The 26,624-nt window shown below is 59.8% G+C and carries 26 protein-coding genes; 12 read left to right on the top strand and 14 right to left on the bottom strand.

Annotation, left to right across the window (positions count from 1 at the left end; genetic code table 11):
- Positions 1-9 precede the first annotated feature (9 nt).
- A complete protein-coding gene (locus tag IB250_RS13325; protein WP_192344409.1) occupies positions 10-717 on the top strand; it encodes a CTP synthase in 708 nt (235 codons plus the stop codon).
- On the top strand, positions 714-1,037 hold the full coding sequence (locus IB250_RS13320) for an antibiotic biosynthesis monooxygenase family protein (RefSeq protein WP_192344408.1): 324 nt from the start codon (positions 714-716) through the stop codon (positions 1,035-1,037). The genes IB250_RS13325 and IB250_RS13320 overlap by 4 nt, the downstream gene beginning before the upstream one ends.
- 146 nt (positions 1,038-1,183) lie before the next feature.
- Here IB250_RS13320 and IB250_RS13315 read toward each other — a convergent pair whose 3' ends face one another.
- On the bottom strand, positions 1,184-1,510 hold the full coding sequence (locus IB250_RS13315; RefSeq protein WP_030132586.1) for a DUF2025 family protein: 327 nt from the start codon (positions 1,508-1,510) through the stop codon (positions 1,184-1,186).
- 235 nt (positions 1,511-1,745) lie between these two features.
- Here IB250_RS13315 and IB250_RS13310 point away from each other — a divergent pair, with 235 nt between their 5' ends.
- Together IB250_RS13310 and IB250_RS13305 are read left to right on the top strand one after the other, a co-directional pair.
- Complete coding sequence (locus IB250_RS13310; RefSeq protein WP_192344407.1) at positions 1,746-2,873, top strand: glycerophosphodiester phosphodiesterase; 1,128 nt, start codon at positions 1,746-1,748, stop codon at positions 2,871-2,873.
- Positions 2,874-3,557, top strand: a complete 684-nt coding sequence (locus IB250_RS13305) for a helix-turn-helix transcriptional regulator (RefSeq protein WP_192344406.1) — start codon at positions 2,874-2,876, stop codon at positions 3,555-3,557. It abuts the gene before it with no gap.
- Position 3,558: 1 nt separating this feature from the next.
- Here IB250_RS13305 and IB250_RS13300 read toward each other — a convergent pair whose 3' ends face one another.
- Positions 3,559-4,446, bottom strand: coding sequence for a sterol desaturase family protein (locus tag IB250_RS13300; RefSeq protein WP_192344405.1), 888 nt, complete (start codon positions 4,444-4,446; stop codon positions 3,559-3,561).
- Between the two features lie 158 nt (positions 4,447-4,604).
- Here IB250_RS13300 and IB250_RS13295 point away from each other — a divergent pair, with 158 nt between their 5' ends.
- Together IB250_RS13295 and IB250_RS13290 are read left to right on the top strand one after the other, a co-directional pair.
- A complete protein-coding gene (locus tag IB250_RS13295; RefSeq protein ID WP_123495750.1) occupies positions 4,605-4,910 on the top strand; it encodes a PepSY domain-containing protein in 306 nt (101 codons plus the stop codon).
- A gap of 158 nt (positions 4,911-5,068) precedes the next feature.
- Positions 5,069-6,244, top strand: a complete 1,176-nt coding sequence (locus IB250_RS13290; RefSeq protein ID WP_192344404.1) for a GAF domain-containing sensor histidine kinase — start codon at positions 5,069-5,071, stop codon at positions 6,242-6,244.
- Between the two features lie 86 nt (positions 6,245-6,330).
- Here the strand turns inward: IB250_RS13290 and IB250_RS13285 are convergent, their stop codons facing one another.
- Positions 6,331-7,956, bottom strand: coding sequence for a methyl-accepting chemotaxis protein (locus IB250_RS13285; protein ID WP_192344403.1), 1,626 nt, complete (start codon positions 7,954-7,956; stop codon positions 6,331-6,333).
- A gap of 275 nt (positions 7,957-8,231) precedes the next feature.
- Here IB250_RS13285 and IB250_RS13280 point away from each other — a divergent pair, with 275 nt between their 5' ends.
- On the top strand, positions 8,232-9,254 hold the full coding sequence (locus IB250_RS13280) for a transporter (protein WP_008071907.1): 1,023 nt from the start codon (positions 8,232-8,234) through the stop codon (positions 9,252-9,254).
- 123 nt (positions 9,255-9,377) lie between these two features.
- On the opposite strand, the gene IB250_RS13275 is transcribed toward IB250_RS13280, so the two are convergent.
- Positions 9,378-10,274, bottom strand: a complete 897-nt coding sequence (locus IB250_RS13275; RefSeq protein WP_192344402.1) for a LysR family transcriptional regulator — start codon at positions 10,272-10,274, stop codon at positions 9,378-9,380.
- A 117-nt stretch (positions 10,275-10,391) separates the two neighbouring features.
- Here IB250_RS13275 and IB250_RS13270 point away from each other — a divergent pair, with 117 nt between their 5' ends.
- The gene (locus tag IB250_RS13270; protein ID WP_123495740.1) at positions 10,392-11,150 is read left to right on the top strand and encodes an SDR family NAD(P)-dependent oxidoreductase; all 759 of its coding nucleotides are present in this window, start codon (positions 10,392-10,394) and stop codon (positions 11,148-11,150) included.
- 42 nt (positions 11,151-11,192) lie between these two features.
- Here the strand turns inward: IB250_RS13270 and IB250_RS13265 are convergent, their stop codons facing one another.
- Positions 11,193-11,630, bottom strand: a complete 438-nt coding sequence (locus tag IB250_RS13265) for a multidrug/biocide efflux PACE transporter (protein ID WP_192344401.1) — start codon at positions 11,628-11,630, stop codon at positions 11,193-11,195.
- Positions 11,631-11,721: 91 nt separating this feature from the next.
- Between IB250_RS13265 and IB250_RS13260 the strand changes: the two genes are divergently transcribed.
- Positions 11,722-12,576: a LysR family transcriptional regulator gene (locus IB250_RS13260; protein ID WP_192344400.1), complete on the top strand. Its 855-nt coding sequence runs from the start codon at positions 11,722-11,724 to the stop codon at positions 12,574-12,576.
- 121 nt (positions 12,577-12,697) lie between these two features.
- On the opposite strand, the gene IB250_RS13255 is transcribed toward IB250_RS13260, so the two are convergent.
- The 3 genes from IB250_RS13255 to IB250_RS13245 form a co-directional block, all read right to left on the bottom strand.
- Positions 12,698-13,933: an RNA polymerase sigma factor gene (locus IB250_RS13255; protein ID WP_192344399.1), complete on the bottom strand. Its 1,236-nt coding sequence runs from the start codon at positions 13,931-13,933 to the stop codon at positions 12,698-12,700.
- 76 nt (positions 13,934-14,009) lie between these two features.
- Positions 14,010-14,354, bottom strand: coding sequence for a YciI family protein (locus IB250_RS13250; protein ID WP_192344398.1), 345 nt, complete (start codon positions 14,352-14,354; stop codon positions 14,010-14,012).
- Between the two features lie 100 nt (positions 14,355-14,454).
- On the bottom strand, positions 14,455-14,880 hold the full coding sequence (locus IB250_RS13245; RefSeq protein WP_192344397.1) for a YybH family protein: 426 nt from the start codon (positions 14,878-14,880) through the stop codon (positions 14,455-14,457).
- A 141-nt stretch (positions 14,881-15,021) separates the two neighbouring features.
- Between IB250_RS13245 and IB250_RS13240 the strand changes: the two genes are divergently transcribed.
- The 3 genes from IB250_RS13240 to aqpZ all read left to right on the top strand — a co-directional run bounded on the left by IB250_RS13240 (position 15,022) and on the right by aqpZ (position 17,109).
- Positions 15,022-15,507: a GNAT family N-acetyltransferase gene (locus IB250_RS13240; RefSeq protein ID WP_192344396.1), complete on the top strand. Its 486-nt coding sequence runs from the start codon at positions 15,022-15,024 to the stop codon at positions 15,505-15,507.
- 18 nt (positions 15,508-15,525) lie between these two features.
- Complete coding sequence (locus tag IB250_RS13235) at positions 15,526-16,131, top strand: pyridoxamine 5'-phosphate oxidase family protein (protein ID WP_192344395.1); 606 nt, start codon at positions 15,526-15,528, stop codon at positions 16,129-16,131.
- Between the two features lie 279 nt (positions 16,132-16,410).
- A complete protein-coding gene (gene aqpZ / locus IB250_RS13230; protein ID WP_192344394.1) occupies positions 16,411-17,109 on the top strand; it encodes an aquaporin Z in 699 nt (232 codons plus the stop codon).
- Positions 17,110-17,129: 20 nt separating this feature from the next.
- Here the strand turns inward: aqpZ and IB250_RS13225 are convergent, their stop codons facing one another.
- The 6 genes from IB250_RS13225 to hrpA form a co-directional block, all read right to left on the bottom strand.
- Positions 17,130-18,254, bottom strand: a complete 1,125-nt coding sequence (locus tag IB250_RS13225) for a GNAT family N-acetyltransferase (RefSeq protein WP_192344393.1) — start codon at positions 18,252-18,254, stop codon at positions 17,130-17,132.
- 151 nt (positions 18,255-18,405) lie between these two features.
- Positions 18,406-19,749 carry an OprO/OprP family phosphate-selective porin gene (locus IB250_RS13220; protein ID WP_192344392.1) on the bottom strand — a complete coding sequence of 448 codons (1,344 nt, stop codon included), beginning with the start codon at positions 19,747-19,749 and terminating at the stop codon, positions 18,406-18,408.
- Positions 19,750-19,981: 232 nt separating this feature from the next.
- Positions 19,982-20,218, bottom strand: a complete 237-nt coding sequence (locus IB250_RS13215) for an anti-sigma factor family protein (RefSeq protein WP_123501124.1) — start codon at positions 20,216-20,218, stop codon at positions 19,982-19,984.
- Positions 20,212-20,826, bottom strand: a complete 615-nt coding sequence (locus IB250_RS13210; protein WP_007898730.1) for an RNA polymerase sigma factor — start codon at positions 20,824-20,826, stop codon at positions 20,212-20,214. The genes IB250_RS13215 and IB250_RS13210 overlap by 7 nt, the downstream gene beginning before the upstream one ends.
- Positions 20,827-21,096: 270 nt before the next feature.
- Entirely contained in the window at positions 21,097-22,218 is a 1,122-nt protein-coding gene (locus IB250_RS13205; protein ID WP_192344391.1) for a beta-ketoacyl-ACP synthase III, read from the bottom strand.
- A gap of 310 nt (positions 22,219-22,528) precedes the next feature.
- Positions 22,529-26,440, bottom strand: coding sequence for an ATP-dependent RNA helicase HrpA (gene hrpA, locus IB250_RS13200; RefSeq protein WP_192344390.1), 3,912 nt, complete (start codon positions 26,438-26,440; stop codon positions 22,529-22,531).
- Positions 26,441-26,624 lie beyond the last annotated feature (184 nt).

The following is a 26,624-nucleotide window of genomic DNA, read 5'->3' as shown; positions in this document are numbered from 1 at the left end:
AGATCACTCATGGAAACCAGCGCCATCCGCATCGCCCTGATCGGCGAATACGACCCACAGGTCACCGCCCACCAAGCCATTCCCGTCGCCCTCGGCATGGCCGCCGAACACTCAGGTCAAGGCATTCAGTTTCAATGGTTGGCCACTGATACCGTCAACGCCGCTACGCCACTGAATGACTTCGATGGTTTCTGGTGCGTGCCCGCCAGCCCTTATCGCGACATGGACGGCGCGTTACGGGCGATCCGTTTTGCCCGCGAGCAACAGCGACCTTTCCTCGGCACTTGCGGCGGTTTTCAGCACGCGGTGCTCGAATTCGCCCGCAACGTTCTGGGCTGGAACGATGCCGAACACGGCGAGACATCGCCCGATGCGACGCGGGCATTACTCACGCCGCTGACCTGTTCGCTGGTGGAAGCCGTCGACAGCATTCATTTGGTTGAAGGCTCGTTGATCGCCAAGGCGTACGAAAACGCTGAAATTCGCGAGGGATATCGCTGCCGTTATGGCGTGAATCCCGAGTTTGAACGGGAGCTGCTGAAACAACAGTTGCACGCGGTGGGCCACGATTCGACGGGAGGGCTGCGGGCGGTGGAGCTAAAAGATCACCCGTTCTTTGTCGCAACGCTGTTCCAACCGGAACGCGCCGCGCTTAAGGGTGTTCTGCCGCCGTTGGTCCGGGCGTTGATCGAGGCCTGTGCGAGGCCACAATCATGAGCGCCCAAACGCCTGCAGCGCCTTACTACGCGGTGATTTTCACCTCACTGCGCACCGACGACGATCACGGTTACGAACAGGCCGCCGAACGCATGGTGCAACTGGCCCGGGAGCAACCCGGCTTCCTTGGCGTGGAATCGGCCCGAGGTGCGGATGGGCTTGGAATAACAGTGTCCTACTGGGATAGCGAAGCGGCGATCCTGGCCTGGAAACATCATCCCGAGCACAGTGCGATTCGCGAGCGTGGGCGGTCGACCTGGTATTCGGCGTGTCATACGCGGGTGTGCAGGGTTGAGCGGGCGTATCTGTTTGAGCAGTGATTGCTGTGGTGTTTTTAGCATCGCCTTCGCGAGCAAGCCCGCTCCCACAGGGGGATCTCCTGCGCGCACAAGATTTGTGCCCAACAGGGATCAAATGTGGGAGCGGGCTTGCTCGCGAAGAGGCCCTGACAGCCAGTACAAAACCCTCAACCCCGCACCAAACTCCTCACCGCCGTAATCTGCGGCACTTCCCGCCGATTCATATACACCCGCAACGGTTCAGTGATGTTGATCCGGTCGTCGATGTTCTGGTCCAGCAGCAACTGGATCAGTTCGCGCTTGAGCGTCATGGTCTGCTCGGGGCCAGGAGCCCAGACGAATTCACTGGTGGGGATGATGCCGTCATCAGCCACGTCCATGCCGAACGAGTCTTCGCTAAAACGAACGATGTACTGGCCGGTCTTGCGATTGAGGCCGACGAAGCCTTTGAGTTGGTCGGCGGCCTGGCAAATGAGCTGGGAAGTGATGCGCATGATAAACCTCACAAAAGGTCGCAAAGGACCGGTGATCGATGGTTTACACGCTGGGCAAGCGAACGGGTTTCCCTCTGCCGGGGAAATTGCCGGAGCCAAGAGTACTGCAAAGAAGCGCACAAATGCGCTGAAAAAACTCCTTTAAACACGTTTATGTCGGTCTGGCGATAGCGCAAGCGGCGCTCAGTTGTTAAAAGATACGTCTTTGAAAACCCATCGCAAAAGGACTTCGAGCATGCCTGTCAACTTCACCAAGAGCGCCTTGCTGCTGAGCCTGATGCTCGGCCTCGGCCAGGCACAGGCCACCACCGAGCCAAGCCCCACCGCACTGGCGACCCGTTTGGGCATTCCGCACCCGGCGGTGATCGCTCACCGTGGCGCGTCTTTCGATGCACCGGAATCCACCGCTGCGGCCTACAAACTGGCCCGTGATCTGGGTGCCGATTACCTGGAATTGGACCTGCAACGCAGCAAGGACGGCGTGCTGTTCGCCCTGCACGACAACAACCTGCAACGCACCACGGATGTCGCCACCAAATTCCCTGAACGCAAGGACAGCCAGGCCAACGAATTCACTATCGCCGAACTCAAAACCCTGGATGCCGGCAGCTGGTTCAACCGCGCTTACCCGGATCGCGCGCGTCCGGGCTACGCAGGTCTGAAGATCCTGACCCTGGATGAAATCATCGACATCGCCCAGGGCAACCCGCTGCACAAGCCGGGCCTGTACATCGAAACCAAAGAGCCGAAGCAGTTTCCCGGTATCGAGCGCGACCTCAAGGATAAATTGCAGGACCGCGGCTGGCTGAGCCCGGTCGGTTCGAAACTGGCGAAGAGCGAACTGGCGGTCGGCCAGGGCAAAGGCAAAGTGGTGCTGCAAACCTTCGAGAAGAGCAGCCTCGAACTGCTCGAGAAGGAAATGCCGCAAGTGCCGAAAATCCTGCTGTTGTGGGTGGGCGAAGGCAGCATCGAGCCGAAATCCAAAGTGACGTTCGCCGAATCCGGTGACAAGGATAAAGCGACCTACTACGCCAGGCAGGAGCCAAAAGACAAAGCCGAATTCCAGCAATGGGTCGAGTACGCCAAGGCCCAGGGCGCTATCGGTACCGGCCCTTCGGCCGCACTCACCAAGGGTGGCGATCAGAGCTACTCGGACCTGGTGAAACCGTGGATGAACCAGTACACCCACGATCAGGGCCTGTTGGTGCACGTCTACACCATCGACGATGCGGTGGATTATCAGAAAGTGGCGGATGCCGGGGTCGATGGCATCTTCACCAACCGCGCCAGCGAACTGCTGAAGTTCTATAAGCGTCCGGCGGCGGCGAGTGTTGCGCAGTTGTTGCAGAACAACGGTTACTGAGTGACGCAAAATAACGAGTGGACAGGCCACCTGTGGTTAGGGCGTGATTATGGTCTGATCCACGGAAAGCTGGGGCGCACTGCGCCCCATGCCCATTACGCCCATCAACTGATCCTGGCCCCTGATCGACCGGTCACCGTCAATCTCGACGGCGTGAACCAAACGGCCCATCGCCTGTTCATCCCCTCTCAAATCTGCCACTCCATTGTCGAGGCGCCGGATGTGGTGTTCACGGTCTATGCAGAGCCACTCATGTTCGACAACCAGGTGCTGAACAACGTCGTCTTCAAGGCCGCATTGTCCCTTGAAAGCCTCGACCACGCCGTTCGCCATTGTCCACGCCGATCCCTTGGCGATCCTCGGATCGAGCGCGCCTTGTCCACCCTCGACGGGTTGCTGACGACCAAGGTGCCGGCAAGCGCATTGGCTGCCGAGGCACACCTGTCCTTAAGTCAATTGCAACGGCTGTTCGCCAGTCACCTCGGCCTGCCTGTGCGCAGGCTGGTGCTATGGCGGCGACTGCGGCTGTCGATGGTGCTGATCCTGGCCGGCAGCGCCGTGACTGACGCCGCGCACGAGGCCGGGTTTGCCGATTCTGCGCACTTCTCCCGGAGTCTGAAAAAGCTCTTCGGCGTGACCGCTCGCCAAGCGTTGCAACACATCGATCTGCGTCTACTGGCTTGATTCAGCGCCGCAACGGCTCAGGTACCGCGGGTTCTTTGCTCAACGACACCGGCCCGAACGGGTCCAGCAGTTGCGCTACGTAGTCCCGAGGGAAGTCTGGTCGGCTGCCGATGCCCAGGTCGCCCTGACGGATTTCATAATCCGCCGTGTAGAACCCGGTCCCCAGAAGCCAGTCCCACAGGTTGAAGAACAAGGCGAAATTCACGTCGCCGGCCCGTCCATATTTCATGTGATGAAAGCGATGCACCGGCGCCCAGGCGAATATCCCGCGCAAGTACCCCAGCTGCATATCGACATTGGAATGTTGCAGCAGCAACTGGATGGCGATGGCAAATGCCAGCAGTGCCGCCACGTCCAGCGGGATGCCCAGCAGCAACAACGGCAACAGCCCCGCAGAGGCTTCCAGCAATTGATGCAACGGATGTTTCATCAAGCCATTGAAGCCGTATAACCGTTGAACGCTGTGATGCACCGCATGCAGACGCCACAACCACTGCACGCGGTGGCTGGCGTAGTGCATCAGGCTGAGACCGGCGTCGGCGATGAAAATCGCCAGCGCCAGTTGCAACCACAGCGGCCACCCCCTTGGCCATGCCCCATCGAACGACAGCAGCGCCACCAGGCCCGGTAACGCCAACAAACCGAGAGCATTCAACGCCTCGTTGACCAACCCGTGAACGATGTCACGAGCGCGATCACCGACCGAGCGATTCCAGCACACCTCATAGGGTAAAGCCCATTCGGCCAGAAACGACAGGGCCAGGGCTGCGAGAAACAGCGGCAACAGCCACCCCTCTCTTAACCCGGCAACTCCCGTTAGCCAAAGGCTGGCCCCAATAAATCCGCCCCAGAACGCTGGGGCATAGATCCGCGCAAAGATGTATTTCATCACCACCTCCATTGATCGAGGTCGCAGCATGAAAGATTGTCGGGATGACGGAATTGAACAAACGGCGCAATCGAAGCCCGAAACGTTTTTTAAGGGTGAATTAAGTTGCGCGAGCTAACCTGATCCCACTTAAACAGTTCACCCAAGGAAAGAACTTCATGAAAACTTTAACTGCCCTGTTCACCGCTGCTGCCCTGACCCTCACCGCTGGCCTGGCCCAGGCTGACGTTCGCGTCGACCAGATCCCCGAGTTGGTCAAGAGTGGCAAGATCAAACCCCTGGAAGAACTGAACCAGGCTGCCTTGAAGTTGCACCCGGGTGCCACGATTACCGACACCGACCTGGATAACCACTTCAACGGTTACGAATATGAAGTTGAACTGCGCTTGGCTGACGGCACCGAGTGGGACGTTGACTTCGATGCCACTACCGGCAAGGTTCTGAGCAACAAACAAGACACGTGATTTATCTGCAAAAAGCCGCACGATCCTCGGGTCGTGCGGCTTTTTTGCGTTCGGCGCCAGGCCGTTCGCTGAAGCGACGAACGAAGCCGCGACAATTCGCGCAAGCCCGCTAGAATCCCTCAAAACCATTCGGCATGTTGAAGTAGAGATCCAAGGATATGGGGCAAACAGCGGCAGCAGACATCGCCACAATCGGCCGGATCAGCGCGGTGCCGGCAATTCTTCAGGTGATCAGTGAGCTGACCGGCTTGCGGTTCGCCGCGGTGGCCTGTGTCACTGAAGACTCCTGGACTGCCTGCGCGGTGCTCGATCGACTGAATTTCGGTTTGCAGGTGGGCGGTGAACTGGAGCTGGTTTCCACCCTGAGCCACGAAATCCGCCAGGGCCACTCGGTGGTCATCGACAAGGCCAGTGAAGACCCGCTCTACCGCGATAACCCCACGCCCCGCACCTATCAATTCGAAAGCTACATTGCCGTGCCGATTTTGCGCACCGACGGACGTTTTTTCGGCACCATCTGCGCCCTTGATCCCAACCCTGCGCCGCTCAAGTCCAGCACGATCCTGAGTACCATGGAATCGTTCGCCCGAATGCTCGCGCTGCAAATCGAAGCAGAAGAAACGCTGCAACAGACCGAAGCGGCGCTGGTCAAGGAACGCCAAACCGCCGAACTGCGCGAACAATTCATCGCCGTGCTTGGTCATGATCTGCGCAACCCCTTGTTCGCCATCAGCGCCGGTGCCGAAATGCTCCTGCGTAAAGTATCTGACCCGGCGAATGAGCAACGGGCCCGGCACATCCTCACCAGCGCCCGACGTGCGACCAAACTGGTGGAAGATGTGCTGGACTTCGCGCGGGGCTCACTGGGCCGAGGCATCCCCGTAAATATCGAGCCGTGCCCGGATCTGGCGGATGCATTGCGGCATGTGATTTCCGAGATCCAGAGCATTCACCCCAGACGCATCATTCAGTCGTCGATTGGCGACCTGAGCAACGTTCATTGCGATCGCGAACGGGTCGCACAGTTGCTCTCCAATCTGCTGGCGAACGCCGTTGTCCACGGAACTCCCGATGACCCGGTCGAGGTCAGTGCGCAGGTCGACGATGGACACTTTGTGTTGAGCGTTAAGAACCAGGGGCTGATTGCCGAAGATGCGCTGCCGTATCTGTTCCTGCCCTACTCGAAACCAGCCGGCGGCACACCGCAGGTCGGCCTCGGGTTGGGGTTGTACATTGCCAGTCAGATTGCGCAGTCCCATGGCGGGAAACTGGAGGTGCTATCGACCGAGCAACAGGGCACGACGTTCACCTTCAGCTTGCCCTCACGGGCTTAAGCAAATCCGTGATCGACGGGCACGGCACGAACTTGAGAGTGACTGTGTACCGACTCGGTGACCGAACCGATACACAGCCCATTTCACTAGGCGCTCAACCGCGCCGTCACTTCATTCAACTGCCCCGACAAGCCATGCAGATTGTGGCTGGCCGCTTCGGTGCGCTGCACGTTGTCCAGGTTGGTACTGGCGATGCTGGTGATTTCGGTGAGGTTGCGCGAAATGTCTTCGGCCACTGAAGTCTGTTCTTCGGCGGCGGTGGCGATCTGGCGGTTCATGTCACGAATGGCTTCCACGGCATGGGTGATGCGCTCGAGCATCGCGCCGGCCTGGGTCACTTGCTCGACGCTTTCTTCGCTGCGCGACTGACCGCTTTCGATCGCCTGGGCCGCGTCCACTGCGCCGGTTTGCACGGTTTGAATGATCTGGTTGATCTCGATGATCGACGCTGCCGTGCGTTGGGCCAGGCTGCGCACTTCATCGGCGACCACCGCAAAACCACGCCCGGCTTCACCGGCACGGGCCGCTTCGATGGCGGCGTTGAGCGCCAGCAGGTTGGTCTGTTCGGCGATGCCGCGAATCACTTCCAGCACTTTACCGATGCGCCCGCTGTCGGCTTCCAGACGACGGATGACCGTGGCGGTGTTGGCGATTTCGCCGCGCATTTGGGTGATGGTGTGAATGGTGCCCTGCATGACTTTTTCGCCCTGCTGGGCGGACTGGTCGGCGTCATCGGCCGCACGTGCCGCGTCGGCTGCGTGACGCGCGACTTCTTGCGCGGTGGCGGACATTTCGTTCATCGCCGTGGCCACCTGATCGGTGCGGGTGAACTGCTCGTTGGTGCCGCTGGCCATGAGGCCGGCAATCGAGTTCAATTCGCCGCTGGCGCTGTCCAGGTCCGTCGCGCTGCGCTGCAAACGGCTGAAGGTTTCGGCGAGGAAATCGCGCAAGGTGTTGGCGGCCTTGGCCAGGTTGCCCAACTCGTCCTGACGGGTGCTGGCCACGCGCTCGGCGAACCGGCCCTGACTAAGTTGCGCCACGTAGTCGATCAGTTTGCGGATCGGCTCCACCAGGTTGCGATTGACCAGCCACAGACTCAACAAACCAATCAGCAGACCCGACACCAGCATCACTACGAGTCCCGACAACACCGTCTGATCGGCGCTGGCGCTGATCAGCTTCGATTGCTCGGTGCCCTGCTTGCGCAACTCACTGACCAGCTCATTCATCTGCTCGCTGGCGGCGCGGTCCACGCCTTTGACCGCATTGTCGCCGGCCGCTGGGTCGGCACCGGCCGCCACGTAGGCATCACGGCCCTTCTGATACGCCGCACCTAATACACGATGCTCCTCACGCAGGCGTTCGATGCGGGCCTTGAGTTGCGGCTCGATGCCCTTCTGCCCGGCCAGTTCACCGAGGATACCCTGCACATTGCGCTGACCGTCCTCGAACTGCTTCCAGTATTTGTCCAGGTTCGCAGGTTCCTTGCCGCGCAGCAGAACGTTCTTCCACTCCTGAACCTGCACCTTGAATTGCAGGTTGGCTTCATCGATCAATTGCGAGGTGTGCAACGGGCCTTCGATCAGGTTCGCGTAGTTCTGAATGCCATTGGACAGGAAGTGAAAGCAGGCCAAGGCGATCAGCAACATCGCCAACAGGCTGCCGCTCAACAGGGCGAGAATTTGTGCTCGAAGGGACTTTTGTAAAGACATCGGGAAGTACTCAAAACAGGAATGAGGCACGCGGATGAAGGCGTGAAAAGTATCCGGACATCCCTGTCTGCCACATTGGCCCTTGGCCGAAGGCGCGCAAACGTAACCCAAGCGTGATCGGCGTGCCAGAGCGGTTCTTGAGGAGAATCCGACCATCGGTATCGCAATCGTTTGCGTACACCTCGCCGTCACAAAACCGTCATGAGCGCTTGCAATGATGGGGCTCAAGTGAACCTGTGAAACCCGCGACAGGCGCCTCCTCGCAGCGAGACTTCATGAACCACAGCATCGACCAGCGCCATCGCGATTCCGACTTGTTCGGCCTGCTTTACGGTTTCAGTTTTCGCCCCGGCGAGCGCGGTCGAGAGATCGATTCGGCCAAGGCACTGCACTGCCTGCAACAACCGGACGACAGTGACGAGTTTCTCTGGCTGCATCTGAACCTGGCCCATGCCGCGTGTGAGCGCTGGATGAAAAGTCATCTGGCATTGCCCGATGAATTTTTCGAAGCACTGCACGAAGGTTCTCGCTCGACGCGCATCGAGCATGTCGATTCGGCGTTGCTGGCAGTGGTCAACGACGTGGTGTTCAACCTCAGCAGCATGGTCTCCTCGGATGTCTCGACGCTATGGGTCTGCGCTCGCAGTCGGCTGATCGTCAGCGCACGCCTGCAACCGCTGCACTCGGTGGACAAGCTGCGTTCTTCGGTGAAGGCCGGTGAATGCTTTCGCTCACCGCTGGAGCTGCTGGTGCATTTGTTGCGCGATCAGGGCGAAGTGCTAACGCAGATCGTGCGCAAAACCAGCCTCAGCGTCGATCAGATCGAAGATGAGCTGCTGTCTTCGCGCCTGTCCACCAACCGCGCTGAACTGGGCGCCAACCGCCGGGTGCTGGTGCGCCTGCAACGGTTGCTGGCGCTGGAACCAGGGTCGTTGCTGCGCCTGCTCAATCGCCCGCCGCAATGGTTGCAGAAGGAGGACGTCAAGGAGCTGCGCAAGTCCACCGAGGAGTTTGCGCTGATCATCAACGACCTCACGGCCCTCGGTGAACGGATCAAGCTGTTGCAAGAAGAGATCGCCGCCAACCTCAACGAACAGAGCAACCGCACCCTGTTCACCCTGACCGTGGTCACGGTGCTGGCGCTGCCGATCAACATCATCGCCGGCTTCTTCGGCATGAACGTCGGCGGCGTGCCGCTTTCCGGTGATCCGGAGGGGTTCTGGATTCTGGTGGCACTGGTCGCGACGTTTACCCTGATTGCCGGGCGCTGGGCGTTTCGCAAGCGGCAGGATTATTGATCACTGCCATGACCATCACCGCCCCTGTAGGAGCGAGGCTTGCCCGCGAAGAATGCGCTGCGGTCTACCCGAACGACCGCGTTATCGTTCTTCGCGGGCAAGCCTCGCTCCTACAAAGGCGGGTCAGGTTGTGGATTGGATGACTTGACCCAGCCAGTCCATGAACGCTCTGACCCGCAACGGTAAATGCCGTTGTCGGGCATAGAGCAGCGAGACTTCCATGGACGGTGCATTGAACTGCGGTAGCACCGCCATCAGTTCGCCGCTTTGCAAATAGGGCCGCATACCCATCATTGGCGCCTGGATCAAGCCGAAACCTCCCAGGCACGCCGACTCATAACCGTCGGTGTTGTTCACCGTGATGCTGCCCGCCATCGGCAGGCGATGCAGCTTGCCCTCCTCCTCGTACAGAAAACCTTCCGACCGCGCGCCCAATACACCAACGTAATGGACCAGCCGATGCTGCGCCAGGTCTTCGAGTCGTTCGGGTACGCCATAGCGCTGCAAATACGCGGGGCTGGCGCAGTTGACCATGGCGAAGTCGCACAAGTGGCGCGCGACTACCGATTGATCCGGTTGCGCACCGACCCGCACCACACAGTCAAACCCTTCGCTGAGTAAATCGACCCGGCGATCGGTGCTGCTGATTTCGAGCTCCAGATGGGGGTGCTGCGCCATGAATTCGGGCAGACGCGGCATGACCACCCGACGGGCGAGGATGTTGGGCATGTCGATACGAATCCGCCCGACGAGCGAGGCCTCGTCCTGGCGAAACAGCCCTTCGATTTCGTCCATGTGCGAGAGCAAATCCTTGCTGCGCTCGTACAACACCAGACCGTCCTGCGTCGCCTGAACCTTGCGTGTGGTGCGTTGCAGCAGACGCGTGCCCAGCAGCGTTTCCAGGGCCTGGATGTGCTCGGACACCGTAGACCTGGGCAAGCCCAGGCTTTCACCCGCCAGGGTAAAACTCGACATTTCGCTGACGCGAACGAAGGTGCGCAGCAGTTCCAGTTTGTTCATGGGCCCTTCTATTGTTCGGATTAACCGACCAGTGATTCCGATTCCAACCTGTTTATCACCATGAGGCGGATAAATAAACTTTCTCCACATTATCACTCACTGCTCTGAGGACATCCCATGAACCGTAAAATCGCATTGATCACCGGCGCCAGTCGCGGTCTTGGCAAAAGCACCGCCCTGCATCTGGCAGCGCAAGGCATCGACATCATCGGCACCTACAACCGCCAGGCTGGCGATGCGCAGGCACTGGTCGCGGAGATAGAAAAACTCGGTGGCCGCGCCGCCATGCTGCAACTCGACGTCGGCCAGAGTGAACACTTCGCCGATTTCAGCACCCGGGTTGGAGAGGTGTTGCGCGAACACTTCGACCGCCAGCATTTCGATTTCCTGATCAACAACGCAGGCGTCGGCATTCACGCGAACTTCGTCGACACCACGGTGGCGCAGTTCGACTTGTTGATGAACGTCCATTTGAAGGGACCGTTTTTCCTCACTCAAAGCCTGCTGCCGTTGATGGCTGACGGCGGGCGCATCATCAATATTTCCAGCGGCCTGACCCGCTTCAGCCTGCCGGGTTATGGCGCCTACGCGGCGATGAAGGGCGCGATGGAAGTGCTGACGCGCTACCAGGCCAAGGAACTCGGTGCGCGCAATATTGCGGTGAATACGCTGGCACCGGGCGCCATCGAAACCGATTTCGGCGGTGGGACAGTGCGCGATAATAACGACGTGAACAGCTACGTCGCCGGCAATACAGCGTTGGGTCGTGTAGGTAAACCTGACGATATCGGGGGCGCGATTGCGTTGCTGTTGGCGCCGGGTGGCCAGTGGATCAACGGGCAGCGCGTCGAGGCTTCGGGGGGGATGTTTCTGTAAGCAAAGATCAAAAGATCGCAGCCCCAGGCTGCGATCTTGCTTTTACCCTTCCAAAGCCCTGCGCACCATCAACCGCTCACGCATCACGTCGTAGCCCCAGTGATAGACGTAGGTGTACGGCAGGAAAAACAGCAGCACACCGATATCCAGCAGGAACGCCTGCCACAGGCTGACCTTCAGCCACCAGGCAATCAACGGCACGCCGAACGCGACCAGGCCGCCTTCGAACAACAGCGCATGCACCACACGCACCCAAGCGTTATGCACAATCGCAAAGCGTTTGAGCAACCGGTCGAACAGGCCGTTGAAGACCACGTTCCAGGCCAGCGCAAGGGCTGCAATGGCCATGGTGACCGCGCCCATTTCCAGCATGGGCTTGTCCATGATCCAGGCCAGCAGCGGGGTACAGATCAATATCGCCAGCAGTTCGAAACCGATGGCCTGGAAAATTCGTTCAGTGATGGATTTGTTGGCGTTCATAGCCATGACTCCCCTGAGTGACAGTGGTTGCCATGATCCGTTATCACACCGATACTTCATAACCAATAACCATCGACCAAGGCGATAGTTCATGGCTTCCCACGAAGTGCTGCTGGCGTTTGTCCAGGCGGCGACTCAAGGCTCGTTTTCTGCTGCGGCGCGCAAGCTCGGCCGCAGTCAGTCGACCATCAGCGCCGCCGTGGCCAGCCTGGAAATCGACCTGAACCTTGTCCTCTTCGACCGCAGCAGCCGCAAGCCGAGCCTCACCCCAGCCGGGCATGTCATGTTGCAACGGGCCGAAGAGATTCTGGCCGCCATCAGCCGTCTGGAAATGACCGCCAGCCAACTGTCCCGAGGTGTCGAGCCGAAGCTGACCGTGGCGATTTCCGACACTTACCAGTCCGACCGTTTTGAAGCGGCGCTCAGTGCTTTTGAGCAGCGCTATCCAGACCTGGAATTGGAATGCCTGATCGCCGAATGCGATGACTTGGTGGCATTGGTGCAACGCGGCCGAGCGCATGTTGCCTTCGCCGAGATGCAGGACAGTTACCCACCAGACCTGGTCAGTTCGACGGTGGACGAGCGCACGGAAATCGCCCTGTTCGTGTCCCACGCTCACCCGTTGGCGAAGCTGAACGCAATCGATCAAGACGTGCTGCAACAGCACCGCGAGTTGCGTCTGGCGACGATCGTCAATCCGTATGAAAGCCGGGCGAAGGGGCGTGTCTGGTCGGCACCGAGTTATCTGATGCTGCTGGAAATGGCCCAGGGCGGGTTCGGCTGGGCACCGTTGCCTCGGTGGTTGGTGGGGCGGTTCGGGGCCGGCTCGTTGGTGGAGCTGAATGTGCGCGGCTGGCCGAAAGCGGTGTACGTCGATGCGCTGTGGTCACGCCTGCATCCGCCGGGGCCGGCGGGGAGTTGGTTATTGAGCAAGATGCTGGAATAGCGGTGCTGCCATCGCGAGCAGGCTCGCTCCCACATGGGTTCTGTGCCGGACACAAACTTTGCATACATCATCGTTCCACTGTGGGAGCGAGCCTGCTCGCGATGGGGCCGGTGAAATCACATCACTCCAACGCCCGCAGCCGCCCCTCGATAAACCGCCGCTCCGGCACCTGCTGCGTCAATTCCAGCGCCCGCTCATACGCCGCTCGCGCCTCTTCCACCCTCCCCAACTGCCGGTAAAACTCGGCCCGCGCCGAATGCGCCAGGTGGTAATCCAGCAATTCGCCCCGCGCCAAAATCCCTTCGATCAACATCAACCCGGCCAACGGGCCATCGCGCTTGGCCAGCGCCGCCGCGCGGTTGAGTTCGACCACCGGTGACGGCACGGCACGCAGCAGCACGTCGTACAGACCGACAATCTGCGGCCAGTCTGTCTGCGCGGCCGTGAGCGCTTCGGCATGCACCGCCGCAATCGCCGCTTGCAGACAATAAGGCCCGAAACGCCGCGTCGTCAGCGCCCGCTCGACCAATGCGCAGCCTTCGGCAATCAGCTCGGCATCCCACAACGAGCGATCCTGTTCATCCAGCACAATCAGTTCACCGCTCGATGAGGTCCTGGCCGGACGCCGGGACTCATGCAACAGCATCAGCGCCAGCAGCCCCATCACCTCCGGCTCGGGGAGCAATTCCATCAACAACCGACCGAGACGAATCGCTTCACGCGTCAGGTCTTCGCGGGTCAATTCGTTGCCGATAGACGCCGAGTACCCTTCGTTGAACACCAGGTAAATCACCCGCAGCACACTGTCGAGACGTTCGGGCAATTCCGTCAGGGTCGGCACCTGATAAGGGATTTTCGCGTCACGAATCTTCGCCTTGGCCCGCACGATGCGTTGGGCGATAGTGGCCGGCGCCGAGAGAAAGGCCCGGGCGATTTCTTCGGTGGTCAGGTCGCAGACTTCGCGCAGGGTCAACGGCACTTGAGCGTCCGCCGCCAGTGCTGGGTGACAACAGGTGAAGATCAGCCGCAGGCGATCGTCTTCCACATCTTCATCACTCCAGTCAGCCTGCTCCAGCGCTTCCAGTTGAGCGATCAACATCGGCCGGGACGCATTAAAACGCGCACGCCGGCGCAACACATCGATGGCCTTGAAGCGCCCGGTGGACACCAGCCAGGTGCGCGGATTGTCCGGCACACCGTCACGCTGCCAGCGCTCGACCGCGACGAAGAACGCCTCGTGCAGCGCTTCTTCGGCGAGGTCGAAATCGCCGAGCAGACGGATCAGGGTCGCCAGAATCCGCCGCGAGTCTTGGCGGTAGACCTGCTCGACTCGCGCCCGTACCGACTCGCCAGGCATCAGTGCGGCGTGCCTTTGGCGGGCTTTCTTTGCAACGGTGGCAGACTCATCAAAGAACTCCTGTTGTGATGGTTATTCAGGGATTCAACTGGCGAACGGGCCGCACCTCGACACAGCCGACCCGGGCCGCCGGAATATTGCCGGCGACCTGGAGGGCTTCATTGAGGTCCTTGGCATCGATCAAATAGAAGCCAGCCAATTGCTCCTTGGTTTCAGCGAACGGGCCATCGGTGATCGACATCTTGCCGTTGCGCATGCGCACGGTGGTCGCGGTCTGCACCGACTCCAGCGCTTCGGCGGCGAGCATCCGCCCACTGCCCTGGATCGACTCGGCGTAGGCCATGCACTCGGCGTCATTGGGGCTTTCGGGCAGCGAGTGCAACTCGTGCTCGTTGCTGTAGACCAGGCATAAATACTTCATGGGGGCTCTCCATTTCTTGGGGACTGTGCCCTGATCGAACGGATCAACTATGGCTGCGGATTGGCATTTTGGCGCCCTTTTCAGACGATCAGCCCGACGATCAGGGTTCCAGGTTGAACAGCACCGCGCCGCTTGTCATGTCGAACGGCGCCGACCAGTGTTCGTGGACGATCTGCCATAGCCCAGCTTCCTGGCGGTAGCACGCGGTGACGCGCATCCAGCAGGCCTGGGTTTCACCCTTGTCATTGGTGCCGCCGCAATGCGCCAGCCAGTGCGCGAAAGCGATCTCTTGCGACGGCACAATGTCGATCTCGTGAAACTCGAAAATGTGCGGGCCAGGGCACATCTCCATGCATTCCTGCCAATGCGCACGGTAGGCCGCCTTGCCCTTGAATTGCAGGGCTTTGACCGCGTCGAAGGAGACGATGTCGTCGGCGTACAGGGCCATGACCTTTTCCACGTCCTTGACCATTACCGCCTGGCGATAGTTCTCGATCAGGTTATGAATTTGTGTCTGAGCGTTCATGATGGTTCTCCGTGTTTTTTTTGTTGAAGACACCCTTAGTCGTCTGACGAACAGCCAAATCGACAACCGAAATAAAAATAATCCATGGGAGCAAATTCGCTAGAATCCGAGGCTCATTTCCGTTGGAAAAAGGACACTCCAGTGACAGCCCGACTCGTGCCTTACGAAAGCCTGAACGCCCTGCAGCGTGAACAGGTCGAGGCGATCGAAATCCACGCCGAACAAATCAAATTCTCCGGCGACATTCATGGTGCGTTGCACACTTTGCTGTCCAAGCCTGGCCCTGGCGTCAAAGGCTTCGCGCTGCTGGTGGAGGATGCTCCGGTAGCCTTCCTGCTGCTCAAGCGCCCGCCAGTGCTGCCGGCCTGGGCCGATGAACACAGCGCCACCCTGCACGCCCTGCAAGTCGATCGCCGCGCCCAGGGCAAAGGCTATGGCAAAGCCTGCCTGCAAGCCCTGCCCGAGGTTGCGCGCCAGGCCTGGCCGGAAATCAAAGGGCTGGAGTTGTCGGTGGATGCGGACAATGAGTCGGCCATCGCGCTGTATGCCAAATATGGCTTTGTCGACAGCGGCGAAGCGTACAAAGGCCGGATCGGTTATGAACGGCGGATGGGGCTGGTTTTCTGATTCGTAGAGGGATGAACGATGTTGAATTCAATCGAAGCGCTGGAAGCGATCTACGGCCTGCCCCATGACCGCGCGGTGCGTAAGCAGATCCCGTTCCTGAACGAGGACTATCAGGCGATGGTCCGCGCCTCGCCATTGGTGATTATCAGCTCGGTCGGCCCCGACGGCCTGGACGGTTCGCCGCGTGGCGATACGCCGGGTTTCGTGCGGATTATCGATGAGCGCACGCTGGCGATCCCGGATCGACCGGGCAACAACCGCATCGACACGCTGCGCAATGTCGTGCTCGACTCGCGGGTATCGCTGCTGTTCATCATCCCGGGGATCGGCGAGACACTGCGGGTCAACGGCACAGCGCAAATCAGCGCCGATACCGAGTTGCTGGAGAGTTTTGCAGTCAATGGCAAACCGGCGCGCACGGTGATGCTGGTGACGGTGCAAGCGGCGTATTTCCATTGCTCGAAAGCAATTGTGCGTTCGGATTTGTGGAACTCGCACAAACACCTCGAACGCTCTGCGCTGCCGACCGCCGGGGCGTTTCACAAGCGCCTGAACGATGGGCAGTTCGATGCCGAAGCGTATGACCGGGAAGCACCGGTGAGAGTGCGGGATAGTCTCTACTGATCACCTGACACCACCATTCAATGTGGGAGCGGGCTTGCTCGCGAAAGGGCCATCACATTCAACATCAATGTTGGTGACAGACCGCCTTCGCGAGCAAGCCCGCTCCCACATTAGACCTGCGATAACCGCCACAACCCTTTAGACACAGGCTCCGGCGGTTTTTATGGTCACTGGAATTTCATTAAAACCCTGCTGTACTCAGCCAAGGTACTGGAGATGGTTCTGTAGTCCATCTGCTGGATGCACAACGACAGTGTTATCTCGACAGGGAAACTCGCTATGTCTTTGTTCAAACGTTCGGCTACAGAATTAGTAGGTACGTTCTGGCTGGTGTTGGGGGGTTGCGGCAGTGCGGTCCTGGCGGCGGCGTTTCCAGACGTGGGGATCGGTTTGCTGGGGGTGTCCCTGGCATTCGGTTTGACGGTGCTGACGATGGCCTTCGCTATTGGCCACATTTCGGGCTGTCATCTCAACCCTGCGGTTTCGGTCGGGCTGGTGGTCGGCGGACGATTCCCTGCCAAAGAACTGCCCGCCTACATCATCGCCCAAGTGATTGGCGGGATCATCGCAGCGGCTCTGCTGTACTTCATCGCCAGCGGCAAACCTGGCTTCGAACTGGCCAGCGGCCTTGCATCCAATGGCTACGGCGAACACTCGCCCGGCGGCTACTCGATGGCGGCGGGGTTTGTCAGTGAACTGGTGATGACCGCCATGTTCATCCTGATCATTCTCGGCGCCACCGATAAACGCGCCCCGGCCGGGCTGGCGCCCATCGCCATCGGCCTGGCGCTGACCCTGATCCACCTGATCTCGATTCCGGTCACCAACACCTCGGTAAACCCGGCCCGCAGTACGGGCCCGGCGCTGATTGTCGGCGGTTGGGCGATTCAACAACTGTGGCTGTTCTGGCTGGCGCCGATTCTGGGTGCCGTCATCGGCGGTGTGATGTATCGCTGGCTGGGTAAAGAAGACAGCTGACAAGGGGCATAACGCGAAGATCAGCCTTGCCGGTAAGGCAAGGCAGTCTTCGCCTCTTCCGCATACCCCATGACCCCGACCCGCTCACGCTCAAGGAAGTCTTTCACCGCCGCCTTCAAGCCTGGGTGTCGCAGGTAATGCCAGGAATGGGTGATCACCGGTTCAAAGCCACGAATCAACTTGTGCTCGCCCTGAGCGCCAGCGTCAAAACGCTGAAAGCCGTTGGCAATCGCGTAATCCATGCCTTGATAGAAACAAGTCTCGAAATGCAGACGATCGAACTCCGCGAGGCAGCCCCAGTAACGACCGTAAAAGCTGTCGCCCCCGACCAGACTGAAGGCCATGGCCACCGGTCGTGAGCCCTGTTTAGCCAGCACCACACGAATCGATTCCGGCATGCGCTCGGCCAATAGACTGAAAAATTCCCGGGTCAGATACGGCGTTTGCCGACGCACCGCGTAGGTATTGGCGTAGCAGGCATACACAAAGTCCCACTGCGCCTGATCCAGTTGCCGTCCTTCCAGCCATTCGAAGTCGATACCCTGCCCCGCCACTTGCTCACGCTCCTTGCGCATTTGCTTGCGCTTGCGCGAACTGAGGGCGTCGAGGAAGTCCTGAAAATCCCGATAGCCGCGATTCTGCCAGTGGTACTGACAGCCAATGCGCTGCAACCAGCCTGGCTGTTCGGCCAATGCCGCATCGGTGAATGGATCGGTGAAGTTGATATGGGCGCTGGAGAGTCCTTCGATTTCCAGATAACCCGGCAGGCTCTGCAGGAGTTCGAAACCGTCCTCGATCGTCGCCGCCAGCAATCGCGGCCCGCTGACCGGGCTGAACGGCACCGCCGTCAACAGTTTGGGGTAGTAGTCGATGCCGGCACGCTCACAGGCTTCAGCCCAGGCATGGTCGAACACGTACTCGCCGTAGGAATGCCATTTGCGGTAACTGGGCAGCGCGGCGATCAGACGATCGCCTTCGATATGCAACAAATGCTCGGGCTGCCAGCCGGAATGCGGGCCGAGGCTGGCGCTGTCTTCCAACGCACTCAGAAAGGCATGGCGCAGAAACGGCTGAGTTTGCGGTACCAGCGCGTCCCAGGTGTGCGGCGCGATTTCGGACAGACTTTCCAGACGTTGCAGCGGCATTAGTATCCCCGACCATCATTTTTCTACAGATGGGAGGAGTATCGCTTATCTGATTGCCTAACCCGAAACAAAAAAAAACCCGCCAAGGCGGGGTTAAAACGAGAGGAGCTTTAACGGATGAAGAAAGAGCTCATACAGCGTTTACTGCGATTTAGAACACGTATTGAGCACGGACCACGAAGCCGTCACCGCTGTCATCACCGGTGCGACGGGCAGGCGTCGTGCCGCTGGCCGCTGTGGCATTGGTCACGTTGTCCGTCTTGGCCTTGAGGTAGGCGCCAGTGATTTTCACTGCTTCGTTGGCGTACCAGTTGACGCCCAGGGTATGCACTTGGGCTTCGGCATCGCCGACATCGCGGGTCAGGCTGGCAGTGGTGATGTTGTCGTCTTCGACGGTCAGGCTGTCGTAACGATAGAACAGCTCCCAGGCGCCGATGGACTTGTTGGCTGGCTTGATCGCATCGAACTTGCCGACTTTATAGCCACGGGCTTCGCCGGTGAGGGTGTAGGCACCCTGAACGTAGAAACCGTGACCTTTGATGTCTTCAAGGTTGCTGGCATCGGCCTTGGTTTTGCGGGCGATGTATTCACCCTGGATCGAGGCCGGGCCCATGGCGAATGCGGCTTCCAGGCCGTAAGCGTCATCACGGTCATAGGAGCCGGCAGCCGAAGTGGAACTGCCGCCCAGCACCGGACGGTTGCCGTTGGTACCGGCATCGTTGCCGCCGAGGGTTTCAACGCCACGCATGCCCATGCGGGTGCGATAACGCGAGTCGAACGCCGTATCGGAGACATCACGGGAAGCCACGTTCACACCGAAGTGCAGCACGCTGCCGGCGTCATGCATCGGCGCGAATACAAAGCGGCCGTTGACCTGTTTAACGCTGTCGCCATCGGTATCGTCGGTGTCTTTGCTGAACACGCCGGCGGAAGCGTAGAACGAATCAGCGAAGGTGCTGGAGGCTTGCAGGCCCAGACCATTCTGGTGGCTGTTCGCCCAATCGACCATGTCGTACGCCATGTTGCGTTCTGGCGCAGTGACCCACTTGGAGCTGGTGGCTTTTTCCAGGCCGAAATCCGGGTCGAAACGACCGACTTTGATCGAGACCGGTTTGAAGCCGTTGTAGGCCAACGACGCTTCGTCGAAGTAACCGTTATCGGAATCACCGCTGTTGTGGGAGAAGTCGTAGTTGATGGTGTAAGCCCAATCTGTGTACAGCACACCGGACAGTTCCAGGAAGCCACGACGGATGTAGGCCGCGTCAGCGGTATCGCCGTTTTTGGTGTAGACACCATCGAACTGGCTGTAGTCAGCCTGCAAGCGACCGCCGAGTTTGAAGCTGAATTCTTTATCGGTGGTGGCGACTTCGAGGCCGCCCTTGGTTTTGACTACGATATCGGCGCCGTCAGTGGTGACGGTGCCAGCGAAAGCCTGGGCGGTTACTGCCATGGCCAATGCGCTGGCGGCAAAACCGGCGAAGTGCTTACGGATCATCGAAGAGTTCCCCTAATTGGTGGTCTGTAGCTTGGAAACACGCGGGTCTGGCCCGCTTGTGTTGGGAGGGAATCTTGGAGGCGGGGTATTTCAGCCGGGTTGCTGATAGATAAAGATTTTATGACAGGGGAACTTTTTTACTTCGAATCGAAATAACAGAAAAGCAGCGCCAAGGGATGAGCTGCAAGCCGTAAGCTAGAGCGGCTGAAGGGGTATGTTACGGGCGGAAAAACTACGGTTTGTTCTTCAGATGTTCGTTGGCAAGCCGTTCAGCCAGCGCATCCAGATCAGGTACAGGCGGCTCGGGCATCACTTTCAAGGTGGCCTGCATCAACCGCATCTGCCGAATGAACCGTCGGCAATTGGGGCAAAACATCAAATGATGTCGCATCATCAGTCGTTCTCGAAAACTCAATTGGCCATCGAGATAATCACTGGAGCGCGCCACTTGTTCCTTGCAGGTCAACATTCGCCGGTTTCCTCAAAATGCTCCACGGTCGCAAAGACCTTCAACCGTGCCCGATGCAGCAGCACACGAACATTGGAGAGCGAGATCTCCAGAAGATTACAGATCTCCTCCAACTCCAGTCCCTGTCGCTCACGCAACAGCAAAACACTGCTTTGCAGTTCCGACAGGCTGAGCAGCGTGTGCTCCAGACATTCGCGCAGTTCGTTTTCGGTCAACAGGGCCTCTGGCGTATCCTGATGCCAAGCGTACGGCGCCACCAGCCAGTGACCATCAGTCGATGAAAAACGATCGTCATCGAGGGTGCCGTGAGGCGACGGCAGATCATCGAGCAGCACTTCCCGGCGGTTTTGCTTGTAGCGGCTCTTCGCCGAGTTGGCGGTGATGGTCAGCAGCCAGGTCTTGAGGCTCGAACGCCCCTCGAACCCGCCGAGATTGCGCACCACCGACAGCCATGCATCCTGTACCACCTCGTCGACGTGTCGGTTGCCGACGATGGCATAGGCCACCGCGCGCATGGCGCTCTGGTAGGTGCTGACCAGTTCCTTGAAAGCCCTCTGCTCGCCCGCCAGCAGGCGTTCGAGCAATAGGGTGTCGTCAGCTGCGGCCATGCAAACCTCGTTTCAGAACTACCGATATTGTGACGAGGGGCTTGCCCACCGTTGGAGCGCCATTTCAGCAGCTACGCAATTCTTGTAGCAGCTGCCGAAGGCTGCGTTCGGCTGCGAAGCAGTCGTGATCTGGCTAACGCGGTCTGCTTGACGTACCGCAGTTTCTGATTTTACGACTGCTACGCAGCCGAACGCAGCCTTCGGCAGCTGCTACAGATTGCATTACGGCCCAACTGACTGGTATTAGGGCAAGCCCTCGCCACACAAACATCAGCGCTTGCGCAGAATCACACTACCGATCGAGTAGCCGGCGCCGAACGAGCTGAGTACCGCCAGCGAACCGCTGATCAGATCGTCCTGATTCTTGTGAAACGAAATCACCGAACCGGCAGAACTGGTGTTGGCATAGGTGTCGAGAATCACCGGGGCTTCTTCTTCGGTGGCTTCGCGGCCCAGCAGCTTCTTGACGATCAGGTGGTTCATGCTGAGGTTGGCCTGGTGCAGCCAGAAGCGCTTCACGTCGCTGACGTTGAGCTGGTTTTCTTCCAGGTGCGTGGCGATCAGCTCGGCGACCATCGGGCAGACATCGCGGAACACCTTGCGGCCTTCCTGGACGAACAGCTTGTCGGGGGCACCGATGCCCTCTTCCGCAGCGCGGTTGAGGAAGCCGAAGTTGTTGCGGATGTTGTTGGAGAACTTGGTCAGCAGTTTGGTGCTGACCACGTCGAACTGGTACTTGGACGTCGCCAGATCCGCACGTTCGATGATCACCGCCGTGGCGGCGTCGCCGAAGATGAAGTGGCTGTCGCGGTCGCGGAAATTCAGGTGACCGGTGCAGACTTCCGGGTTGACCATCAGGATCGCCCGGGCCTGGCCCAGTTGCACGCTGTTGGCCGCAGCCTGGATGCCGAAAGTCGCCGAGGAACAGGCGACGTTCATGTCGAAACCGAACCCCTGAATGCCCAGCGCTTCCTGGACTTCGATGGCGATGGCCGGGTAGGCGCGTTGCAGGTTGGAGCAGGCGACGATTACGCCGTCGATGTCAGCGGCGGTCTTGCCGGCGCGCTGCAAGGCTTGTTCGGCCGCGCCGATGGCCATCTGGCAAAGCACCGACCACTCGTCGTTGGAACGTTCTGGCAGGCGTGGTGCCATGCGCTGCGGATCGAGGATGCCGTCCTTGTCCATGACAAAGCGGCTTTTGATGCCGGAGGCTTTTTCGATAAACGCCGCGTTGGATTCGGTCAATGCCTCGACTTCGCCGCGCGCGATGGCGTCGGCGTTGTCGGCGTTGAACTGCGCGACGTAAGCGTTGAAAGACTGCACCAGCTCTTCGTTGGAAATGCTGTTGGCCGGTGTGTACAGGCCGGTGCCGCTGATGACGACGTTATGCATGGTCGTTTCTCTAATCCGTTCAGGCAGAAAGCGCTGGCACCGACGTACCAACACACAAAGGGTCTATTCCAGGTCCGGACGCAAACCTGGCATCGCTTTATTCCGATCCGCCCGGGCCCGTGGAGGCTCAAAACCACGGGGCTGGCGTTTATAGGCGCGAAGTTTGCCATAAACGCTGGCTTTTGGCGCCTTTTGCAAGAGCAACAGCCTATCTAATGTGGGAGCGAGCCTGCTCGCGATGGCGGCCAAATATTCGACATAAATGTTGAATGTGATGGCCTCATCGCGAGCAGGCTCGCTCCCACAGGGGTTATGGCTCGACCTGGCTCCATTGCTTGTTCAGGCGCTTGTCGGAGATCGGCACCTTGGTCCCCAATTGCTGCGCGAACAGCGAGACCCGGTATTCCTCCAACCACCAGCGATAGAGTTCCAGCTGCGGATCGCGCTTGCCTTCCTGGGCGTGTTTGTTGGCGCGGGTCTGGTATTGGGCCCAGAGGCCGGACAATTCGCCGCTCCAGACCCGGTCCTTCTGCACCTGAGCGCCGAGTTTTTCGAAACGTTGTTCGACGGCCTTGAGGTAACGCGGCAGCTCCTTGAGCCACGGCATCGGCGTTTCGCGTACGAACCCCGAATACACCAGATGGCTGAGCTGCTGCTTGATGTCGTTCAAGGCCACGGCTTGCGCCAGGTCGATCTTGCCCTTGAAGCGTTTTTGCAGGCCGTGCCACAGCTTGAGAATCTCCAGCGTCAGCTTGGCCAACCGTTCGGCGTGCTCGGTCCAGGCGCCGCGTTTGCGCTCCGCCAGCGACGCCAGCCCGGCGCCATCGCGTGGCAATGGGTCTTCGCCCTCGAGAATGCAGCTGTCGAGACTGGCCAGCAGAATGTCTTCCACCAGGCTGTCGACTCGCCCCATGTCGCGGTACATCAGGCCCAACTCGGTCAGCCCCGGCAACTTGCCGCGCAGGAACTTCGCCGGTTCCGCCAGTTGCTGCATCAGCAAACGCTGCAAGGCCCGGCGATGCTGGAACTCGGCTTCGGCCGGGGTCGAGAATCGACCTTCCTTGACTGTACCGCCCTCTTCCACCAGCGCCGGATACACCGTCATCGATAGCCCGGCGATTTTCTGCTGGGTTTTTTCGGCCACGGCGGCAAAGACTTTCGGCTCCACCGGTTGTTGGCTCTTCGCCGTTTGCGGTACAGCCAACGCAGCCTGGCTCGCCTCGGCAAAGCGTGCGGTCAGCTCGGCCAGGTCACGGCCTTCGCCGAGGAACTTGCCCTGACCGTCGACGATTTCCAGATTCATCCGCAAATGACTGTCGACCTGTTGCGACGCTTCGGCCCAGGCTTCATCGCTGACCCGCGCACCGGTCATGCGCAGCAACTCACGGCCCAATGCCAAAGGCAACGAGCCCTCGGCGAAAGTCATGCGCTGCAATGCGGCTTTGACGAAGTCCGGCACCGGCACGAAATTCTTGCGCAACGCTTTAGGCAGGTTGCGCACCAGCGCAATGCACTTGGCCTCGATCACGCCCGGCACCAGCCATTCCAGTCGTTCCGGCGGCAGCATCGGCAACAGCGGCGCCGGCACGCGCAAGGTCACGCCATCACGCGGATGGTTGGGCTCGAAGTGATAACTCAGCGCCAGTTCCAGATCACCGATGTGCAGGGTGTCCGGGTAATGCGCAGCGGTGACTTCGCTGGCTTCGCGAGCCAGCACGTCTTCTTCGCGCATGATCAGCAGCTGCGGGTCTTTCTGACTGTTGACCCGGTACCAACTGTCGAAGGTCGCGGTCTGGTGGATCTCTGCTGGCAGTCGCGCATCGTAGAAGGCGAACAAGGTTTCTTCGTCGGCGAGGATGTCGCGGCGGCGCGCCTTGGCTTCCAGTTCATCCAGCTGTTCCAGCAATTTCTGGTTGGCCGTCAGACATTTGGCTTTGGATTGAATCTCGCCGCGCACCAGACCTTCGCGAATAAAAAACTCACGAGACACCACCGGGTCGATCGGCCCGTAATGCACCGGCCGGCGCCCGACCACGATCAGCCCGAACAGAGTGATTTGCTCGAAGGCCACGACCTGCCCGCGCTTCTTCTCCCAATGGGGTTCGAAGTGGTTTTTCTTGATCAGGTGCCCGGCCAGCGGCTCGATCCAGTCGGCGTCGATCTTGGCGACCATCCGCGCGTAGAGTTTGGTGGTTTCCACCAGTTCGGCGGTCATCAGCCATTGCGGACGCTTCTTGCCCAGGCCCGACGACGGGTGAATCCAGAAGCGTCGCTGACGGGCACCGAGGTAATCGCCTTCATCGGTTTTCTGACCGATCTGGCTGAGTAGCCCCGAGAGCACGGCTTTGTGCAGTTTCGGGTAATCCGCCGGCTCCTTGTTGAGGCTCAACTGCATATCGCGGCAGATCAGACTCAACTGACGATGGGAGTCGCGCCACTCGCGCAGGCGCAGGTAATTCAGGAAGTTCTTGCGGCACCAATTGCGCAGCGGGCTGGCGGTCAAGGCCTGGCGTTGCTCTTCAAAACCACGCCACAGATTGACCAGCCCGGCGAAGTCCGAGTCCACGTCTTTCCACTGCGCGTGGGCCTGATCGGCGGCTTGCTGACGCTCCGGCGGACGTTCGCGCGGGTCCTGAATCGACATGGCGCTGGCGACGATCAGCACTTCCTGCAAGCTGCCCAGTTTCGCCGCTTCCAGCAGCATGCGGCCCATGCGCGGGTCCACCGGCAACCGCGCCAGTTGGCGACCAAGCGGCGTCAGCTGACTGTTGCGGTCCACCGCCGAGAGTTCTTGCAGCAGGTTGAAACCGTCGCTGATGGCCTTGCCATCCGGCGGCTCGATAAACGGGAAATCGGTGATCTCGCCGAGGCGCAGATGGAGCATCTGCAAAATCACCGCCGCGAGGTTGGTCCGCAGGATTTCCGGGTCGGTAAATTCCGGGCGACCGATGAAATCTTCTTCGCTGTAGAGGCGGATGCAAATACCCGGTTCGACCCGCCCGCAACGGCCTTTACGCTGGTTGGCGCTGGCCTGGGAAACCGCTTCGATGGGCAGGCGCTGAACCTTGGCGCGGTAGCTGTAACGGCTGATGCGCGCGGTGCCGCTGTCGATCACGTAACGGATGCCCGGTACCGTCAGCGAGGTTTCGGCGACGTTGGTCGCCAGTACCACGCGACGCCCAGGGTGGGACTGGAAAATCCGCTGTTGCTCGGCCGGCGACAGCCGCGCGTACAACGGCAGAATCTCGGTGTGTTTGAGCTGGGCCTTGCGCAGCATGTCGGCGGCGTCGCGAATCTCGCGCTCGCCGGGCAGGAACACCAGCACATCGCCCGGGCTCTTGCGCTCGCTGCGTTCGAACGCGGCAATCTCGTCGAGGGTGGCGAGAATCGCCTGATCCACGGTCAGGTCATCCTCGACGCGGTTGCCCTCCTCATCCTGCTCCAGGGTCAGCGGGCGGTACCAGGTTTCCACTGGGAAGGTACGACCGGAGACCTCGACGATTGGTGCATCATCGAAATGCTTGGAGAAACGCTCCAGGTCGATGGTGGCCGAAGTGATGATGACTTTCAGGTCCGGACGACGCGGCAACAGGGTTTTCAGGTAACCGAGCAGGAAGTCGATGTTCAGGCTGCGTTCGTGCGCTTCGTCGACGATGATCGTGTCGTAGCGTTCGAGGTAACGGTCGTTCTGGGTTTCCGCCAGCAGGATGCCGTCGGTCATCAGTTTGATCAGGGTGTTGGAATCGCTCTGATCCTCGAACCGCACCTGATAGCCGACCAACGCGCCCAACGGCGTCGCCAATTCTTCAGCGACCCGGCTCGCCACACTGCGCGCGGCGATTCGACGGGGCTGGGTGTGGCCGATCAGGCCGTGCTGGCCGCGACCGATTTCCAGGCAGATTTTCGGCAACTGGGTGGTTTTACCCGACCCGGTTTCGCCGGCAATGATCAGCACCTGATGCTTGAGCAGCGCCGCTTTGATTTCGTCGCGCTTGGCGGCGATTGGCAGGCTGTCATCGTAACGAATCACCGGCAGGCTGGCGCGCCGCGCCAACACCTGATCGCAGGACGCCTGCGTGCGCGTCACCCACTGGGCCAGTTTGGCCTCGTCAGGTTTCTTGCGCAGCTCAAGCAACTGCCGCCGCAGCCGGTGGCGGTCGGCGAGCATGGCGTGATCGAGGTTTTTCAGCAGTTTGTCGATTGAAGGCGATTCGTCAGTCATCAGGTACGCAAAAGTCGTCTAGTGGCGCAGGGGGCGGATTGTCGCAGATTTGGCAGCGATTGCGGGTGTGTGATCGTTCCCACGCTCTGCGTGGGAATGCAGCAAGGGACGCTCTGCGTCCCAAGAGCGGACGCGGAGCGTCCGGGGAGGCATTCCCACGCGGAGCGTGGGAACGATCAGTGTC

It is taken from the genome of Pseudomonas sp. PDM09, from assembly GCF_014852305.1.
GTDB lineage: Bacteria > Pseudomonadota > Gammaproteobacteria > Pseudomonadales > Pseudomonadaceae > Aquipseudomonas.
Note: the sequence above shows the minus strand (reverse complement) of the source record. Positions and strands in the feature narration are given on the sequence as shown.